A 17,685-nucleotide genomic window follows, 5' to 3' on the forward strand; every position below is an offset into this window, starting at 1 on the left:
TTCGCGAGGAACGAGCGAAGTTTTTCGACCGACCCCGGGAAAGTGTGGTTGGCTCCGCCAGGTCATGCGGTGGGGAACACGCAGGCCCTTCCCCCACTGGAGGCCTCCCCAGCCGCTTTTAAGCTTTTGATCTTGAGAGCGCGCCAGCGCGTCCGCTTGAAACCCGCGCCGGCAGGCGGTCCTCCAGAGCCCCAGCGAACCGCCCACCACCCTCAAAACCCGATCGGCTCCCGAACCAGCACCAGCGTGGCGCGCCCCGGGAAGATCTCACGCTCGATGATCAGGATCTTCGACAGCACGCTGGGCTGCCCGTAAGCAGCCAGGCAGCGCTCGTTCTCCTTGGGCAGCGAATAAGTCCGGATGCGGGTCAACGCGGTTTCCAGGTCCGGCACGACCTTCTGCGCCCCGACCACCCAAATGGTCTGACCGGCGCCGAAAGCGTAAGGGACGAACTGGCTCCCGGTGGCCGACGCCGCCACCAGGTGGCCCTGCTCGGTCACCGCGTGGACGCTGCCCACGACCACATCGGGTGTCGCCGTGCGGAGCCGGACCTGGTCGGGGTCGCGGTCCACGCCGTCCAGCTCCAGCTGGGCCCGGACCGACGTGAACCGGCCCGACCTGTCGATGTCCTCCGCGATCCCCGACAGGCGCAGGGTCTCGCTCGCGGAGGTGAAGACGGTCTTGTCGGTGGGGAGCTGGTCGGTGACCAGCTTCCGCGCTTCGGCGACGGTGTCCACGACCTCGACGGTGAGGCCGTTGGCCCGGGCGGCTTCCGCCGCGCGGGTCAACCGCTCGGGCTCGGCGGCGTTCGCGAACCGCTCGTCCGGCGTGGTCACTGCTCCTCCTTCGGTTGGGGGACGACGGGAAGGGCGTCGAGACCGTGGAACAGGACGCTGTCCTTCCACCGCAGGGTCTCCGGCGCCACGGCCAGGGCCAGGTCCGGGAACCGGTCGAACAGCCCGCCCAGCGCGATCCGCCCCTCCAGCCTGGCCAGCGGCGCACCGAGGCAGCGGTGGACGCCGTGGCCGAACGCCAGGTGCCGCTGGTCGGTCCGCGTGATGTCGAACCGGTCCGGGTCGGGGAACTGGTCCGGGTCGCGGTTCACGACCCCCACCAGCACGACCACGAACTCGCCGGCCGGGATCTCCACGCCGCCCAGCGTCAGCGGGGCCGTGGTGAACCGCAGGGTGGTCATGCTGCCCGGACCCTCGTACCGCAGCAGCTCCTCGACCGCGCCGACGACGTGCGAGGGGTCGGACTTGAACAGCGCCAGCTGGTCGGGGTGGCCGAGCAGGGTCAGCACGCCGTTGCCGATGAACTGCGCGGTGGACTCGTAGCCCGCCGTCAGCATCAGGAACGCCGACGCCACCAGCTCGTCCTCGTCCAACCGGTCGTCCAGGTCGCGGGCGCGGATCAGGCCGGCCAGCAGGTCGTCGTCGGCGCTGTCGCGCTTGCGGGCCACCAAATCGGCCAGGTAGTCCGCCATCCCAGCGGACGCCGCGCCCATCTCCTCGGGCGTGCGGCCGAACGCGATGCCGTCGGACAGGGCGCGGAACGAGTCCCGCTCGTCGGCCGGCACGCCGAACAGCTCGCCGATCACGGTCACGGTCAGGGGGAAGGCGAACTCGCCCAGCAGGTCCACTTCGGCGCGACCCGCGAGGCCGTCGAGCAGGCGGTCGGTGACCTCCTCCACCCGGGTGCGCAGCAGTTCGACGCGGCGCTGGGTGAACGCGCTGGTCACCAGCTTGCGGAGCCGGGTGTGGTCGGGCGGGTCGAGGTTGAGCATGTGGGACTGGAGGATCTTGGCCAGCCGGGTGACCTGGACGCCGCGCTCCTCCTGCTCGTCGTGCAGCGGCGCGGCGCGCTGGGAGTCCTTGCTGAGCAGCGGGCTGGCCAGCGCCTCCCGGGCGTCGGCGTGCCGGGTCACCAGCCACACCGGCAGACCGTTGGGCAAAGTGGCCCGGCGGACCGGGCTGTCCTCCCGCAACCGCTGGTAGAAGTTGTGCCGTCGCTGGATGAAGTCGTCGTCCAGCGCGATCGGCGACGCGTCAGGCGCGCTCATGATCCCCGATCTTCTCGTCGATGAGTCGACTTGTCGTGTCAGTGCTCCGACGACCGGTTGGCCGCCGGCACGTGGACGCGGTCCAGCAGCGCCCGCGCGCGTTCCTCCCAGGCCGGTCTCGTCGTCTCCCGGGCCGAGGACAGCGCTCCCTCGGCGTGCCGGGCGGCGGCGACGAGGTCGCCCGCCGCGAGTTCGACCCGGCCCGCCGCGAGGTGCGCGGCGGGCTCGTGCAGTCGGAAACCGCTCTCCCGGACGCGGGTCAGGGCGTTGTCGGCGTGCCGCCGCGCCGCGCGCAGGTCGCCCAGCGCGGTGGTCGTCGACGCCAGCCCGATCTCCGCCTCCAGGAGCCCGAACAGGTACGGCCCCATCGTGCCGGCGATCGCCCGCGCCTCGGCGTGGCGGGTCCGCGCCCGATCGGGCTGCCCCTGGACGGCGTGCACCGCGCCCAGGGCGTTCAACGCGTCCACCTCGGTCCGCCGGTGCTTGACCTGCCGGCTCAGGTCCAGGCCGCGCTGCGCGGCGACCAGCGCCTCGGCGGCGCGCCCGCGCCACGCGTGGATGCCCGCCAGCGCCACCAGGCACCGGCTGGTGCCGAACGCGTTGCCCATCCGCTCGTAGGCGGCCAGCGTCGCCTTCAGCTGGTGCACGGCCTCGTCGAAGCGGCCCAGGTCCCGGTAGGTCAGCCCGAGGCTGAACCGCCACGACACCTGCACGTACGACTCGTCCGGCGCGGGTTCCGGCGTCACCGAGGTGAGCAGTTGCTCCAGCGCCTCGGGCAGCAGCCCCTGGTATCGGTAGGCCACGCCCAGGCCGTGCACCGCGCCCGCCCGGTAGTAGCCGACGTCCACCGTCTCGGTCAGCTCGATCGTCCGCTTGAAGTGCGCGCACGCCTCCGCCAGCCGCCCGGTCCACATCAGCGACATGCCCAGCGTGTGGTGGCACGGCAACTGGTACACCGGCCGGTCCAGTTCGACGTAGAGGTCCAGCGCCCGTTCCAGCGTCTGGATCGCGTCGGCCATGCGGCCGGTCGTGTTGTAGGCGTGGCCCAGGCTGACCAGCGTGATCGCCTCACCGGCCTTGTCGCCCGCCTCGGTGGCGGCGCGCAACGCGGTCCGGGTGACCGTCACCCACTCGCCGAACCGGGGCGCGAGCGCCAGCGGCGAGGACATCGCGTCCGCCAGGTGCCACGCGAACCGGTGCGGGCCGTGCTCGGCGGTGTGGTCGACGGCGGCGTGCAGGTTCGGGTACTCCTGCTCGAACCACGCCGTCGCGGTCGCCCGGTCCTTCAGCTCCGGCACGACCGTGTCGCGCAGGCCGGGCGGTTCCTCCGGGGGCTTGCGGATCGGCTCGATCAGGCCGGACGCGGTGCGGGTGGCGCGGAAGTAGTGCGACAGCAGGCGTTCGAACGCCGCGGTGCGGGTCGGCTCGTCGTCCTCGGCCAGGCCGCGCTGGCGCGCGTAGTCGCGGACCAGGTCGTGCAGCTGGAACCGGTCCGGCCCGGCCTCCTGCACCAGGGCGGCGGTCGCGAGCACGCCCAGCAGTTCCCGCGCGCGGCCCGGGTCGGTGCCCACCAGCGCCGCCGCCGCGTGCGGCGTGAAATCCGGGCCCGGCACCAGGGCCGTCATCCGGAACAGGCGCGCCGCCGCCGGCCGCAGCGACTCGTAGGACAGGTCGAACGCGGCCCGCACGCCGGTCTGCTCGTCGTTCTCCACGGCCAGCGCGGCCAGCCGGTTGCCGTCGCGCAGCCGGTCCACGTACTCGCGCACCGACGTGCTCGGCACGCGGGCGGTCAGGTTCGCGGCGGCGATGCGCAGCGCCAGCGGCAGGTACCCGCACAGCGCGGCCAGCTCGTCCAGCGCCTCCGGGTCGGCGGCCAGGCCGGGGCCGAGCAGGGACACCAGCAGCGCGTAGGCGTCCGGCGGGGTCAGCACGTCCAGGTCGAACCGGATCGCGCCCTCCCGCACCGCCAGCCCCGCCAGCGGGTCGCGGCTGGTCACCAGCACCGCGCAGCCCGGGTCGGCGGGCAGCAGCGGCCGGACCTGCTCGGCGGCGTTGGCGTTGTCCAGCACCACCAGGACCTGCTTGTCGGCCAGCAGCGACCGGTAGACCGCGGCCTGCTCGTCCACGTCCAGCGGCACGAGGTCGGGGGACAGGCCCAGCGAGCGCAGGAACCGCGCCAGCACGCGGGCCGGCGCCACCGGCTCGGTCTGGGCGTAGCCGCGCAGGTTCATGTAGAGCTGGCCGTCGGGGAAGCGCTTGCGCAGGCGGTGCGCGATGTGCGTGGCCAGCGCGGTCTTGCCCACGCCGGGCAGGCCGGACAGCACCGCGATGGGCAGCGCGTCGTGGCCCGAGCCGAGGACGTCGGCCACCTCGTCGGCGACGCGGTCGCGGCCCACCAGGCCGACGATGTCGGCGGGCAGCTGCATGGGCGGCGGCATCGTGCGCGGCGGCGGCGCGGACGCGGGCTCGTTCAGCGCCGGTTCGTTGGACAGGATCGCCTGGTGCAGCTGCTGGAGTTCCGGGCCGGGGTCGATGCCGAGCTGGTCGATCCGCAGCGTGCGGACCTCCTGGTAGGTCTGGAGGGCCTCGGCCTGGCGGCCGTCGCGGTAGAGCGCGAGCATGAGCTGGCCCCAGAACTGCTCGCGCAGCGGGTGCTCCACGGTCAACGCCCGCAGCTCGCCGACCAGGTCCGCGTGACGGCCCAGTTCGAGGTCGGCGTCGATGCGCCGGCCCAGCGCGCCCAGCCGCTCCTCGGTCAGCCGCGGCACCTCGGTGCGGTGCAACAGGTCGGAGAGGACGTCCACGAGGGCCGGTCCGCGCCAGAGCTTGAGCCCCGCGTTGAGTTCGGCGGAGGCTTCGGCGAACCGACCCGCGGCGGCGGCCTCCCGGCCCCGCGCGACGTGGCCGCGGAACAGTTCGAGGTCGAGTTCGTGCGGTGCGAGCCGGAGCAGGTACCCGGTGGGCCGGGTGACGATGCGCGCGCCACCGTCCGGTTCGACCGCGTCGAAGGCCCGGCGCAGCCGGGAGACGTACGTGTGGACGGCCGCGGTCACCCCGGCCGGGGGCGCGTCCGCCCACGTGGACTCGACGAGGTGGTCCACCGTGGTCAGGCGGTTGGCCTGGGCGGTGAGCGTGGCGAGCAGCGCGGTCTGTTTGGCCCCACCCAGCCGCGCCCTGCCGGTCGTGCCGTGCACCTCGAAAGGCCCGAGAATCCGAAACTCCACCCTGGCTCCTGGCATTCCGGGTCCGCCCGCCCGCGGGCCCGCTCGCTTGCCTCGGGCGCACGGTCATTTCCAAAACTACACGGAGTCGGTGAGGAGTCGTCATGGTTCGGCACATCTCGAAGGTCGCTGTGCTGCGCGGACGGGCCGCCTTCCGCTCATCGGGTGATCTTTTCGCCGGTGTGTCGGGGTGGGTCGGCGACGAGTCGGTTCGGGGGCGCGTGGTCGGGCTCGGCTGGCCTGCGGTTGGAGTGGTGCGTTGTGTCCGATCTGCGGTTCTGTGGTCGTGAGCAGCCCACCCACCCGCCCCCGCCGCCGACCCCGCACGAGCCCCGGCTGCGCCGCCCGCCGGCTGCGCCGACGGGAGCGGCTGCGCCGCAAGAGCCCCGGCTGCGCTGGGCAAGCCGCGCCTGCGCCGCGCGAGCCCGGCCGCGCCGCCCGCCGGCTGCGCCGCGGGAGCCCGGCTGCGCCGCGGGAGCCCGGCTGCGCTGGGCAAGCCCCGCCGCATGAGCCCCGGCCGCGCCGGGCAAGCCGCGCCGGGCAAGCCGCGCCGGGCAAGCCGCGCCGGGCAAGCCGCGCGCACGAGCAACCGTCGACAGCCCGTCTCGGTTATCCATCAACCCGCCGGGCCGCGGCACGAGCCGGACGGGTCCCCGCAACCACGGGGGACCCGTCCGACCGGGCTACCTGCCGCTGCGGTACGCGGTCCAGGCCTGCTGCATGCGGGTGTTCTGGCCCGGCGTGAACTGGTTGTAGCAACTGTCGTACGAGTAGTCCATGTAGTTGTGGATCGGGTCCAGGCCCGGCAGGTCGCACGAGTCCCGGCCGTCCGGGCAGCCCGACGTCGAGCTGGACTGCGCCGGCGTGTCGGCGACCTCGTCGTTGGTCGTCGTGCAGCCGCCCTGGAAGGTGTGCCACAGGCCCATCCAGTGGCCGACCTCGTGGGTCAGGGTCTTGCCCAGGTCGAAGTTGGTCGCGCTGCCGCCGGGCACGCTCGTCCAGTCGATCACCACGCCGTCCAGCTGCGGGCTGCGCTCGTACCAGCTCGGGAACGTCGCGTAGCCCAGGCCGTCGATGTCCACCGACCACACGTTGAGCGTGGCCGCGCCGCCGACGCGGGTCGCGGACTTCATCTGCTTCTCCACCCGCGACCGGTCCGCGCCGGTGAACCACGTGTTGTTCGACCAGCGCTTGGTCTCCTGGAGCACGAACGTGAAACCGGTGTTCGCCGCGACGCCCGGGGCCTCGGCGCCCGCGAAGCCCGCGTTCAGCACCTTCATCTGCTCGGCGATCGTGGCGTCGGTGACGTTGCCGACGCCGCCGGTTCCGGTCACCACGTGGAACACGACGGGGATGGTGCCGCCCGCGGCCATGCTCAGGTCGCCGGACGCCCGCGCCACGCGCTCGCGCAGGTCGCGGTTCATGCGCTCGGCCTCGGCCTGGCTGATCTCGTTGCGGTCCTGGCCGGTGCTGCCCGGCTTGCCGCGCGCGGCCGAGTGGGTCTCGACGGCGCAGTCGGCGGAGCGCTCGGCGACGGCGGTGCTGCCGTCGGCGGACGGCCCGAGGACGGTCAGCGCGCCCAGGGCGAGCGCGCCGGTGAGCAGGGCGCCGCGGCTGCGCCCCGCCTTGTCGTTGTGGAACATGCGGAGTCCTCCGTGCAGGGAAGGGGACAAGGCCCGCGCCATGATGACCCAAGGGGCGGCCCGAGGGACCCCGTCGATCGTCGCTTGACCTTCAGCCGGCGGCCTGTTCCCGCCGCAGGGTGGCAACAAGGCCGCCGCGGCTGCGCACGTCCAGCTTGGCGAACACCGACTTCAGGTGGTCCTGCACGGTGTGCGCGGAGATCGCGAGCCGGTCCGCGATGTCCACAGTAGACAGACCGGCGACCACCTGGTCGCACACCTCGCGCTCCCGCGCGGTCAACCCGTAGGCCGCGCACCGCAACGCCATCAGGTCCGCACCGGACGCCCGCGCGACGGTCACCGCCACGTCGTCGTCCTCCGCGCCACCCACCAACCGGTCGCCGCACAACCGCACCCAGCCGCCGGCCGCGTCCCGCACCCGCGCCCGGAACGTCCCCACCGCCGACGCCCGCGCCCCCGTCGCCGCCGCCCGCACCAGCACCGCGAACCGGCCGGGCGCGATCTCGTCCAGCTCCCGCTCCCAGGCCCGCGCCGCGCCGGTCGCCGCCCGCACCACCCCGTCCGGCCCCACCACGACGATCCCCGGCGGTTCCTCGCCACCCGCGCCGCCGAACCGCGCCGCCAGCCGGGTCGCCGCCGCGAGCGCCGGCGCGACCGACTCGACGAACTCGACCTCCCGGTCGCTGAACTCGCCGCGCCGCACCAGGCCCGCCGCGCCCCAGCACGCACCGTCCACCCGGAACACCACCCGCAGCTCGTGCGCGAGCCCCAACGGCCGCCACACCTCGTTGAGCCGGCCGCAGCGCGCCCGGTCGCGGTCGGGCAGCTCGGACAGCCGCGCCACCGCCGCCGGCCGCCGGGCCAGCTCGGCGAACGTGTGCGGTTCGCCCCCGCCGTACTCCAAGGTCGCCAGCAACGGCTCGAAGCGCGCCGGGACGCGGGCCGCGCCGCTGGTCATGCTGCTGATCACGACGGTGTCCGGGTCCAGCGACGCCCAACAGGTCAGGTCGGTCGGCACCACCCGCTCGACCAGCTCGATGGCGGCGGCGTGCAGCTCGGCGACCCCGAGGCCCGCCGAGGCGAGGGCGGCGACGTCGCGCCGCGCGGAGCGTGCCCGACCTTCCCACACGCCTCGGAGTATGCGCCCGGGAACGGCGGTGCGGGCATCCCACTTTTCCGGGATGGAGGGCGCGCGGGCCGGTGCCCACCCTGGGCGCATGACCACTGTGCTCAACGCCGCCGGCGAGGGCGTCGAACTCGTCTCGCCGGACGCGACCTTCACCGTGAAAGCCCACGAGGGGCAGACCGGCGGCTTCGACCTGTTCGAGGTGGACATCCCGCGCGGACCCACCGTGCCGCCGCACGCCACCCCGTGGGGCGTGACCTTCTACGTCCTGCACGGCCGCACGGCCGTCCTGGTCGACGGCGAGGTCCACGACCTCGGCCCGGGCAGCACCCTCACCATCCCGCCGGGCGCCCACCACACCCTCACCGTCCACACCCCGACCGTGCAGCTGCTCGCCATCAGCCCCACCGACCGGATGCGCCGCTTCTTCGTCGACGTGGACGCCGCCGTCCCACCGGGCACCCCGGTCGCCGAGGCCGCGGGCGCGCTCGGCGAGATCGCCGCCCGGCACGGCGTCACGGTCGGGGACTGGCCGTCGTGAACGCCGTCGCGCAGGTCGCGGCCGGCGTGGCCGCGCTGATCCACGTGGTGGTGTGGGTGTTCGAGTCGTTCCTGATGGACCGGCCCGCGGTCCACCGGGGCGTGTTCAAGCTCGCCGCGAAGGACCTGCCGGCGATCCGGCTGTGGTCGTTCAACGTCGGCTTCTACAACCTGTTCCTGGGCGGCGGCACGGTCCTCGGCCTGGTCCTGCTCAACACCGGGGCCGAGACCGCCGGCCGCACCCTCGTGCTCTACACGTGCGGGTTCATGGCGTTGGCCGGCATCGTGCTGGCGGTGTCCGACGCCCTCGCCCTGGGCCGGCCGCGCGGCACCGGTTTGACCGGTGCGGTGGGCCAGTTCCTGCCGCCGGCGGTCACGCTCGTGGCGGCCCTCCTGTGAACACCTCCGACCCGACCCGCCGCCGGAACGGCTCCAGGCGCCGCCGCTGCCGTTCCGCGCGGGCGGCCAGCTCGTCGAAGTCCACGTCCGGCAGGCGGGTGCGCAGGTCGGCGAGGTCGCCCAGGGTGTGCCAGAGCTGCTTCTTGCGGTCGATGCCCATGGTCAGGGCCTCCAGCTCCACGAACCGGCTCAGCGGCGAGTAGCCCACCAGCCGGCCGTTGCGCTTGAACCGCCCGAGCCGCTCGCCGGCGGTCGCGAGCGCGGTCCGCACCGGGTCGGTGCGCACGCCCAGCCGCCCCATGATCGACCGGAACACCTCGACGTCCTGCGCGATCTGCTCCGCGACCTCCGCCAGCGCCTCGCCCAGCGGGGTGCCCCGGTTGTTGCGCCGCGCCCGGCGGGCCAGCTCCCGCCACCCGACGCCGAGCGCGAGCTGGTCCCTGAGGTAGATGCCGAGGAATCCGTCCACACCGGGGAACTACCCGGTGCGGACGGATCCAACCCGGCTCAGCCGTTGGCGCTGATCCAACCGGTGGGGGCGCTCACGCTGAGCAGGATGTCGCCCTCCATGTTGCGGGAGTCGTACTTGATGGACGTGTTCTCCGGCATGTCGAAGTTCACGTCGAGGCAGGTGCCGTTGCCCTCGTAGTTGTGCCGGTAGCCGCCGTAGGTGTCGTAGCTGCCCTTGTACCAGGCGGCGGCGTGGTGGCCGTCGGCCTTGATGTCGCAGACGTACATGTGCTCGCCGGTCGGGTTGAAGCAGGTCATCGCGCCGCCGTCGGGTGACCAGACCTTGTTCCAGCACGTCGGCGGGTAGTCGACGACGCCGAGCACGCCGAACCCGGCCGCCGCGGTAGCGGCCTGGGCCGCTTGGGGCGCGGCCGTCAGCAGCAGGCCGCTCAGTGCCGCGAGCAGCGGGAGCAGCAGGCGCTGCCGGAGCTTCGTCATGGTTCCTCCTCACGATCCCGGGGCGGTTCCCCCGGCGTGCCGCAATGCTCGGGAACGCCGCTTTCCTGCCGCTTTCCCCGCGATGTGTCCGCCATCCGGACGCTTCCGCACCGGTTTCCGCCGTCCGCCGGGCGCGGCACGGCCAGACTGGCCGGCGGGGGGTGGTCGGGTGGAGTTCGCGGTCCTCGGCCCGCTGGAGGTGCGTCCCGGTGGCGCGCCCGCGGGGCGGCTGCAACGGGTCCTGCTCGCGGTGCTGCTCGCGCGGGCCAACCACGAGGTGTCCGCGGACGCGCTGGCCGATGCGCTGTGGGCCGGCCGCCGCGACCCGCGCGCGCCGCAGAAGCTCCACCTGCACGTCCACAAGCTGCGGCGGGCGCTGGGCGAACCGGACCGGCTGGTGTTCGGCGGCACGGGCTACCGGCTGGTCGTGCGGCCCGGCGAGCTGGACGCCGAGCGGTTCGAGGCGCTGGTCGCGCGGGCGCAGGAGGCGGCGGGCGACCCGGAGCGGGCCGCCGACCTGGCGCGCAAGGCGCTGGACCTGTGGCGCGGCGAGCCCTACGACGGGCTGGACACGCCCGCCGCCGAGGCGCGCCGGCTGCACGACCGCCGGCTCACCGCCGTGGAAGTGCTGTGCGAGGCGGAACTGGCCCGCGGCCGGAACGCGGCGGTGGTCGCCGAACTGGCCGACGTCGTGGCCGAACACCCGTTGCGCGAACGGCTGCACGTGCTGCTGATGACCGCTCTGCACCGGGCCGGGCGGCGGGCGGAAGCCCTGTCGGCCTACCGCGCCGCGCGGCGGGTGCTGGTGGCCGAGCTGGGCCTGGAACCGGGGGCGGAGCTGCGCCGGCTGGAACAACGGGTGCTCGCCGCGGAACCCGCGGAGGTGCCGTCCCAGCTGCCGTTGGACGTGCGGGGGTTCACCGGCCGGGTGGCCGAACTGTCCGAACTGGACGGTCCGGCACCGGTGACCGCGATCGTCGGCACGGCGGGCGTGGGGAAGACGGCGTTGGCCGTGCGGTGGGCGCACGCGGCCCGCGACCGGTTCCCCGACGGGCGGCTCTACCTCGACCTGCGCGGGTTCGGTCCCGAGCCGCCGCTGCCGGCGCAGGAGGCGTTGGCCGTGCTGCTGCGGGCGTTCGGGGTGCGGTCCGACGGCGTCCCGCTGGACCCGGTGGCCCGCGCGGCGCGGCTGCGCAGCGTCGTGGACGGCCGGCGGGTGCTGTTCGTGCTGGACAACGCCCGCGACGCGGCCCACGTCCGGCCGTTGCTGCCGGGGTCGCCGACCTGCCGCGTGCTGGTGACCAGCCGGGACTCGCTGGCCGGCCTGGTGGCGCGGGAGGGCGCGCACCGCGTGGACGTGGACCGCCTGCCCCCGGCCGACGCGGTCGGGCTGCTGCGCGCGACCCTCGGCGACCGGGTGGACGCGGACCCCGCCGCCACCGCCGCCCTGGTGGAGCGGTGCGCCCGGCTGCCGCTGGCGCTGCGGGTGGCCGCCGAGTCGGTCCGGGCGCGCCGGGGCGGGACGGTGGCCGGGCTGGTCGCGGACCTGGGGCCGGCCCGGGGCCGGGACGCGCCGGCCGCGAACCTGGGATCGGTCGCCGGGCTGGACGCGCGGGCCGCGGGCCTGGGATCGGTCGTCGGGCTGGACGCGCGGGCCGCGGGCCTGGGATCGGTCGTCGGGCTGGACGCGCGGGCCGCGGGCCTGGGGCCGGCCTCCGGCTCGGACGCGTCGGTCGCGGATCCGGGGCGGGCCTCGGGCCTGGACGCGTTGGACGCGGGCGGCGACCCGGTGACGTCCGTGCGGGCGGTGTTCTCGTGGTCCTACCGGCGGTTGCCCGCGGCGGCGGCCCGGGTGTTCCGGCTGGTCGGCCGGCCGCCGGGGCCCGACGTGGACGCGCGGGCCGTGGCGGCGCTGGGCGGGCTGCCGGAGCGGGAGACCCGGCGGCTGCTGGACGTCCTGGTCCGCGCGCACCTGGTGGAGGACACCGCCACCGGCCGCTACCGGCTGCACGACCTGCTCCGCGCCTACGCCGCCGAACTGGCCGAACCCGCGCCCCTGGCACCCCTGCGCGCCTGGTACCTGCACACGGCCGCCCGCGCCGTGGACGTGCTGGCGCCGTTCGAGAAGGCCCGGCGGCCCGAGGTGCCCGCCGCGCCCGGCCCGGTGGTCGACTTCCCCGACCGGGCCGCCGCGCACGCGTGGCTGGACGCCGAACGCGCCGGCATCCTCGCCGCCACCGTGGACGACCCGGCGTACGCGGTGCCGGTCGCGGGAGTCCTGTGGCGGTACCTGGACGACGGCGGCCACCGCGAGGACGCCCTCGCCCTGCACCAGCGCGCCCTGGCCGCCGGTGAGGGCGTCGAGGTGCTGAACCGGGTCGGCACGGCCCTGTTCCGCCTGTGGCGCAACGAATCCGCCCTGGACCACCTGACCCGCGCCCGCGCGCTGTGCCCGCCCGACCACCCGGCCCTGCCGTCCGTGCTGAACAACCTCGCGCTGCTGCACTCCTACAGCGGCCGGTTCGCCGAGGCGGTGGACCTGCTGGAGCAGTCGGCGAGCCGGACGCGGTCGCACCACGTGCTGGCCAACCTGGGTGAGGCGTGCCGGCGGGTGGGGGACCTCGCGCGGGCGGAGGAGGTGCTGGAGGAGGCGCTGCGGTCGGCGCGGGAGTCGGGTGACGGGGTCGCGGAGTCGTTCATCGCCTGCCACCGGGCCGCCCTGCTCAGCGACCTCGGGCGGCAGGCGGCGGCGTTGGTGGAGTTGGAGCGGGCGTTGGCGTTGGCGCGGTCGTCGCGGAGCCCGATGGTCACCGCCGAGGTCCGCTACCACCAGGGGGTGGTGAGCCTGCGGATGGGCCGGGTGGAGGACGCGTTCCTGTTCCACCGCAAGGCGTGTGAGCGGGCCGAACTGGCCGGGGACCGGCGGTTGGTGGCGCAGGCGCACAACGGGCTGGGTGAGGCGTGGTCGGCGACGGGCGACCGGGACGGCGCGGTCCGCCACTTCACGCTCGCCCTGCACGTGGCCACCGAGATCGGCGAGCGGCACGAGCGGCGTCGCGCCCACGCCGGGCTGGCCGCGCTCAGCGCTGTGTGAGCCGGCCTCCGGCCCCGGCGCGCCCACGCCGTGCTGGCCGCGCTCAGCGCGGGGTGAGCCGGCCCCCAACGCGCTCAGCGCGGGGTGAGCCGGTCCCCGGCGCGCTCAGCGCTGTGTGGGCCGGCCTCCGGCCCCGGTGCGCTCAGCGTGGGGTGGGCCGGCCTCCGGCCCCCGGTTCCATCGTCGCACGGGGGACCGACAGCGGGCGGTGGGTCAGGCGGTGAAGTCGCGGGACGGGATGCCGTCCGGGAAGCGGGCCAGGGCCGGGGCGGCGGCGGTGGCGAGGGCCTGGAGGGCGGCCACCTCGGTCTCGGTGGCCGAGTGCAGGGTGGCCCAGTAAGCGCCGAGCGCGCCGATCGGTTCCGGGTCCAGGATCGGGGTGACCAGGAGGCTGCGCACGAACGTCGGCCGGTACGCCTCCTGCGGCACGCGCGGGTCGAGGGTGATGTCGCGGATGGCCACGGTCTCCCGGTGGTGCATCGCCCACCCGCTGATGCACGTGGCCGCCGGGAACCGCTGGCCCTTCCACAGGGGGCTCATGGAGTCCTCGTCGGCGTAGTAGCAGCGGTCGCCGTCGAGGAGGACGAAGGTCGCGCCGTCCGCGCGGGTGAGTCTTCGCGCCGCGGTGCGGAGGACCCGGTGCACGTCCTCCAGCGTTTCGGCGCGCTGCAGGTCCAGCGCAGGGTCCGTCATGGGGCAACGGTAGCCCCGCGCGGGCGTTGTGACCACCACCTCCGTGGCTTTGTTGCAAGTGATTGGCAGGATGGACCGGGTGGACGCGGGATGGGTGCCGGCCGTGCTGGCCGTGGTGGTGGTCGTGGGGCAACTCGTCTACGTGCTCGCCTGCGCGGTGTCGGCGGCCGAGCCGCGGACCGCCGCCGACACCCGGCGCCGTGCCCGGGCGCTGCGGTGGACGCCCTGGCTGGTCGCGGTGTCGGCGGCGGTCGTGGCGGTCACCCTCGTGCTGCGATGGTGACGATCTCCGGCCAGGCCCCGAACAGGCTCACCGGCCGCCGGTCCACGACGGGCACCCCGCGCAGGTCGGCGTCGTGCACGAGCAGCACGGCCCGCCCACCGGGCACGAGCACCCGCTGAACCTCCCGCCAGAACCGATCAGCCGCCCCCCGCACCGCCACCTGCCGCCCCCAGGGCGGGTTGCCGACGACCAGGTCGACCGACCCGCTGGCCACCGGCAACCGCCCGGCATCCCCGACGACCCACCCGACCCGAGCGAACCGGCCGGCCGCCGACGTGGCAGCGGGTGGTGGGGTGGTGGGTGGTGTGGCGGCTGGTGGCGCGGTGGGAAGTGCGGCGGTGGGCGGCGCGGCGGCCGGCGGTGCGGTGGGCGGCGCGGCGACCCCTGGTGTGGCGGCCGGTGGTGTGACGGCTGGCGGCGCGGCGGCGGGTGGTGTGGCGGCTGGCGTGTTGGTGGTGGCGGCGGCGATGGCGGCTGGGTCGATGTCCACCCCGAGCGCGGCGGCGTGCAGGTGGGCGGCCTCGATCGCGATGGTGCCCGTCCCGCAGAACGGGTCCACCACCCGCCAACCCGCACCGGCCGGCGCGGGAAGGCCCGCCAGGCGCAGCATCGCCGCCGCCACCGGCGGGTGCAGCGCCCCCGGCCGCGACACCTGCCGATAACCCCTGCGGTGCAAGGGCTGCGCGGCGATCCGCAACCCGACCACCGCCCGGTCCCCGGCCACCGCCACCCGCCACGACAACCCACCCGCCGGCGGCACCCGCCCACCACGTCGCCCGCGGTACGGCACCCCGAGCGCCGCCGCCACCGGCTCCCCGACGGCGTCCTCCACGTCGTACCGCGTGAAGTTCCGCCGCCCCAGGAAGGAACCCGAAGCGTCCACAGTGGACCAGACGCGTTCCGCGCCGAAGTCGGCCAACGTGCGCACCACCTCCCACACGTCCACCGAAGCCATCGCCTCGGCCAGCAACCGCAGATCGGCCCGCGCCCGCCCGACCCCGTCCACGACGGCCGCCACCAGGAACACGTCGTCCACGCACCGCAGCCCCAGCACCGCAGGACCGGGCACCGCCGAGAACCACACCTCGCGGTGCCCCGACGACTCCACGACCCCGACCCCCGCGACTTCCCGCGCGGCAACCGCTTCCAGACCCCGCACCGTGCGCGCCAGCAGGCGCACGGCCCTCACGTCGGCGAAGAGGTGCCAGGACGCGCGTCAGCACCGGCCGAAGCCGGAAAAGGAGAGATCACCACAGATCATCTTCCGCGTCACGACCCGGGGCGGTGTCGTTGCCGCCCCGCATCGTCGACGAGGGGGAAGTGCCCTCGACCCGTCGACGGTCGGGTCAGCCTCGGAAGAAGAAGTTCACGCCGCCACGCTACCAAGCCACCGCAACCGCATTCACCGGAAGTGCGCCGCCGCAACCGCATCACCGCAAGCGCGCCGCCGCACCCGCCGCGGCGACCGCGATCACCGGAAGTACGACACCGCGTCCGCCGCCGGCACGGCGTCACCGAAGTGCGGGCCGCACGCCGCGAACGCGCCCGCCTCCCGCCACCACCGCGCCTGCTCGGCCGTGCGCACGCCGTCCACCTCCACGGCCGCGCCGGTCTCCCGCGCCGCCGCGACCAGCGCCGCCACGTACGGCACCCGCCGGTCCACCAGCCGCCGCGCCACCCGGACCCGCCGCACCCGCAACGCCTCCGCCGCCGCGAGGTCGTCCGGCCCGAGGCCGAAGTCGTACAGCGCCGTGCCGACGCCCATGTCCGCGAGCACGGTGAGGTTCTCCGCCGCGTCCGACACCGACAGCACGCCCACCGGCATCCCGACCACCAGCCGGTCCGGCCGCAGCCCGGTGCCCTCCAGCACCCGCACGACCCGCGCCTCCAGCTCCGCGTCCCCGGACTGCACGGCGCTCAGGCCCACGGTCAGCGACGCGTCCCGCCACCACCGGGCCTGGTCGGCGGCCGTGCGCAGCAGCCACTCGCCCAGCGGCAGCACCAGGCCGGTCTGCTCGGCCAGCTCCACGCACGCGTCGTGCTCCAGCGGCTGCTCGCGGTCCCAGCGCAGCACGGCGTCCAGCCCGACGACCCCGCCGGACAGCGCCACCACCGGCCGGTACCGCACGGACACCTCGCCCTGCTCCCACGCGCCCGGCATGCCCGCGGCCAGCGCCTGCGCCCGCCGGTCGGCGAGGTCGCGCGCCGGGTGGAACAGCTCCCACTGCCCGCGCCGACCCGCCTTGGCCCGCCGCAGCGCCTGGTCGGCGGACCGCAGCAGCTCCGCGGCCTCGGTGTCGTGCGGCGGCCGGAACACCACGCCGGTGCTGGCGGACACCGCGATGCCGTGCCCGTCCACGAACAGCGGCTCGGCCAGCTCGGCGTTGATGTCGGCGACGATCCGCGCCACCTCGGGCGTGCTCGCGGTGTTCTCGACGAGGATGCCGAACTCGTCACCCTCGAACCGCGCGATCATCACCTTCTCCCGCGCGAGCACGCTCTTGAGCCGCTGGGCGACGTGCACGAGCAGCCGTTCGCCGGTGCGTCCGCCGAGGCTGTTGCAGATCATGCCGAACGCGTCGAGGTCCAGGTGCAGCAGCGTGACGCCGTGCACGGGGTCGGCGCGCCGCAGCGCCGCTTCGAGGTGGGTGGTGAAGTACTGGCGGTTGGGGAGCCCGGTCAGGACGTCGTGCAGCGCCTGCCGGTTCAGCTCGCCCTGCAGGAGCATCAGCTCGGTGCCGTCCTCGACCACGGTCACGAAGTGGCCGCCACCGGGTTCCGCGCCGGGCAGCAGGGACGTGGTGAGGGTGATCCGGGCGACGTCGCCGTCCTTGCGCAGCAGCCGGTGGGACTGCCGGATCCGGTCCGGACCGCCCAGCAGCAGCTCGTCCATGGTCTCCCGCAGGGCGTCCGCGGAGTCGGCGTCGACCAGGTCGAACAGCGTCAGGTCGGCCAGTTCGGCGGGCGTGTAGCCGAGGATCTCGCCGACCGCCGCGTTGGCGCGCAGCAGGGTGCCGTCGAGGCCGACGATGAGCACGCCGCTGGAGGACGACGTGACGACCTCGTCGAATCGCGCTTCGCTTTCCTGGAGTCGCCACTTGGCGTCCCGAACGGCTTTGAGCAGGGAAAGCCGCAATGCTTCCTGCTGGTCGAACACGGCCCGCCGACTGGCCGCGAGGAATCCGGTGGCGAATGCCCCGAGACCGACCGCCACCCGGTCGGCGTAGCGGTCGAGGGGCTGGAAGTCGGGGAGTTTGAGCAGCCCGTGCCCGAGGACGTCGGTGGTGCACCGCAACCCGTCCTCGGTCATGTGCCCGAGCGAGACGAACTCCTCGCCGAGCGCCTCCAGCGGGGCCGGGTCGAACGGTTCGGCGAGCAGGCCGGAGCAGATGGCGTCGAGGCGGCCCGCCAGCTCGGTGTCCAGCTCGGACTTGGTGTGCTGCACGACGACCGCGGTGCTGAGCAGGTACGCCCACTTGCGCGCCAGCAGGTCCCGTGCGCGCGACGGATCGGGGGTGGGATCCGGCGTCGAGGGGTGCGGCGCGGCGTCGTGGTGGGGTCTGCGGTCCGGTAGCGGCATTCCCGTTGCCCAGCTTTGATTCCAGGTTGCGCGGCAGTTTACCCACTTCGGGCGCGCAATCGCTCGACCAGTGGGGTGAAGGAATGTCGTTCGATG

At 74.7% G+C, this 17,685-nt stretch carries 14 protein-coding genes; 4 read left to right on the forward strand and 10 right to left on the reverse strand.

Annotation, left to right across the window (positions count from 1 at the left end; genetic code table 11):
* Positions 1-212: 212 nt before the first annotated feature.
* From ABD126_RS08355 to ABD126_RS08375, 5 genes are all read right to left on the reverse strand, one after another.
* Positions 213-836: an LUD domain-containing protein gene (locus ABD126_RS08355; protein WP_343933111.1), complete on the reverse strand. Its 624-nt coding sequence runs from the start codon at positions 834-836 to the stop codon at positions 213-215.
* A complete protein-coding gene (locus ABD126_RS08360) occupies positions 833-2,062 on the reverse strand; it encodes a cytochrome P450 family protein (RefSeq protein WP_343933112.1) in 1,230 nt (409 codons plus the stop codon). The genes ABD126_RS08355 and ABD126_RS08360 overlap by 4 nt, the downstream gene beginning before the upstream one ends.
* Before the next feature lie 38 nt (positions 2,063-2,100).
* Positions 2,101-5,286 (reverse strand): AfsR/SARP family transcriptional regulator, encoded by a 3,186-nt coding sequence (locus ABD126_RS08365; RefSeq protein ID WP_343933113.1) that lies wholly within the window; start codon positions 5,284-5,286, stop codon positions 2,101-2,103.
* A 680-nt stretch (positions 5,287-5,966) separates the two neighbouring features.
* Positions 5,967-6,926, reverse strand: coding sequence for a zinc metalloprotease (locus ABD126_RS08370; RefSeq protein WP_343933114.1), 960 nt, complete (start codon positions 6,924-6,926; stop codon positions 5,967-5,969).
* Between the two features lie 91 nt (positions 6,927-7,017).
* Positions 7,018-8,055: a helix-turn-helix transcriptional regulator gene (locus tag ABD126_RS08375; RefSeq protein WP_343933115.1), complete on the reverse strand. Its 1,038-nt coding sequence runs from the start codon at positions 8,053-8,055 to the stop codon at positions 7,018-7,020.
* A gap of 88 nt (positions 8,056-8,143) precedes the next feature.
* Here ABD126_RS08375 and ABD126_RS08380 point away from each other — a divergent pair, with 88 nt between their 5' ends.
* Together ABD126_RS08380 and ABD126_RS08385 are read left to right on the forward strand one after the other, a co-directional pair.
* On the forward strand, positions 8,144-8,593 hold the full coding sequence (locus ABD126_RS08380) for a cupin domain-containing protein (protein WP_343933116.1): 450 nt from the start codon (positions 8,144-8,146) through the stop codon (positions 8,591-8,593).
* Entirely contained in the window at positions 8,590-8,991 is a 402-nt protein-coding gene (locus ABD126_RS08385) for a DUF1304 domain-containing protein (protein WP_343933117.1), read from the forward strand. Before ABD126_RS08380 ends, ABD126_RS08385 begins: the two co-directional genes overlap by 4 nt.
* Here ABD126_RS08385 and ABD126_RS08390 read toward each other — a convergent pair.
* Together ABD126_RS08390 and ABD126_RS08395 are read right to left on the reverse strand one after the other, a co-directional pair.
* On the reverse strand, positions 8,966-9,460 hold the full coding sequence (locus ABD126_RS08390; protein WP_343933118.1) for a hypothetical protein: 495 nt from the start codon (positions 9,458-9,460) through the stop codon (positions 8,966-8,968). The two genes, ABD126_RS08385 and ABD126_RS08390, sit on opposite strands and share 26 nt — an antisense overlap.
* A gap of 38 nt (positions 9,461-9,498) precedes the next feature.
* Complete coding sequence (locus tag ABD126_RS08395) at positions 9,499-9,939, reverse strand: hypothetical protein (protein WP_343933119.1); 441 nt, start codon at positions 9,937-9,939, stop codon at positions 9,499-9,501.
* A gap of 169 nt (positions 9,940-10,108) precedes the next feature.
* On the opposite strand from ABD126_RS08395, the gene ABD126_RS08400 reads away from it, so the two are divergent.
* Positions 10,109-13,033 carry an AfsR/SARP family transcriptional regulator gene (locus ABD126_RS08400; protein ID WP_343933120.1) on the forward strand — a complete coding sequence of 975 codons (2,925 nt, stop codon included), beginning with the start codon at positions 10,109-10,111 and terminating at the stop codon, positions 13,031-13,033.
* Positions 13,034-13,246: 213 nt separating this feature from the next.
* Here ABD126_RS08400 and ABD126_RS08405 read toward each other — a convergent pair whose 3' ends face one another.
* Positions 13,247-13,726 carry a GAF domain-containing protein gene (locus tag ABD126_RS08405; RefSeq protein ID WP_343933121.1) on the reverse strand — a complete coding sequence of 160 codons (480 nt, stop codon included), beginning with the start codon at positions 13,724-13,726 and terminating at the stop codon, positions 13,247-13,249.
* A 79-nt stretch (positions 13,727-13,805) separates the two neighbouring features.
* Here ABD126_RS08405 and ABD126_RS08410 point away from each other — a divergent pair, with 79 nt between their 5' ends.
* Entirely contained in the window at positions 13,806-14,009 is a 204-nt protein-coding gene (locus tag ABD126_RS08410) for a hypothetical protein (RefSeq protein WP_343933122.1), read from the forward strand.
* On the opposite strand, the gene ABD126_RS08415 is transcribed toward ABD126_RS08410, so the two are convergent.
* Both ABD126_RS08415 and ABD126_RS08420 read right to left on the reverse strand, forming a co-directional pair.
* A complete protein-coding gene (locus ABD126_RS08415; protein WP_343933124.1) occupies positions 13,987-15,198 on the reverse strand; it encodes a hypothetical protein in 1,212 nt (403 codons plus the stop codon). The genes ABD126_RS08410 and ABD126_RS08415 overlap by 23 nt on opposite strands.
* 282 nt (positions 15,199-15,480) lie before the next feature.
* A complete protein-coding gene (locus ABD126_RS08420; RefSeq protein ID WP_343933125.1) occupies positions 15,481-17,589 on the reverse strand; it encodes a putative bifunctional diguanylate cyclase/phosphodiesterase in 2,109 nt (702 codons plus the stop codon).
* Positions 17,590-17,685: the final 96 nt, after the last annotated feature.

Source organism: Saccharothrix mutabilis subsp. mutabilis (genome assembly GCF_039521145.1).
Lineage (GTDB): Bacteria > Actinomycetota > Actinomycetes > Mycobacteriales > Pseudonocardiaceae > Actinosynnema > Actinosynnema mutabilis.

Excerpts from the sequence above, each read along its gene's own strand:
- ABD126_RS08405 (WP_343933121.1), bottom strand. The coding sequence starts at position 13,726 with ATGACGGACCCTGCGCTGGACCTGCAGCGCGCCGAAACGCTGGAGGAC.
- ABD126_RS08380 (WP_343933116.1), top strand. The coding sequence starts at position 8,144 with ATGACCACTGTGCTCAACGCCGCCGGCGAGGGCGTCGAACTCGTCTCG.
- ABD126_RS08395 (WP_343933119.1), bottom strand. The coding sequence starts at position 9,939 with ATGACGAAGCTCCGGCAGCGCCTGCTGCTCCCGCTGCTCGCGGCACTG.
- ABD126_RS08420 (WP_343933125.1), bottom strand. The coding sequence starts at position 17,589 with ATGCCGCTACCGGACCGCAGACCCCACCACGACGCCGCGCCGCACCCC.
- ABD126_RS08370 (WP_343933114.1), bottom strand. The coding sequence starts at position 6,926 with ATGTTCCACAACGACAAGGCGGGGCGCAGCCGCGGCGCCCTGCTCACC.
- ABD126_RS08360 (WP_343933112.1), bottom strand. The coding sequence starts at position 2,062 with ATGAGCGCGCCTGACGCGTCGCCGATCGCGCTGGACGACGACTTCATC.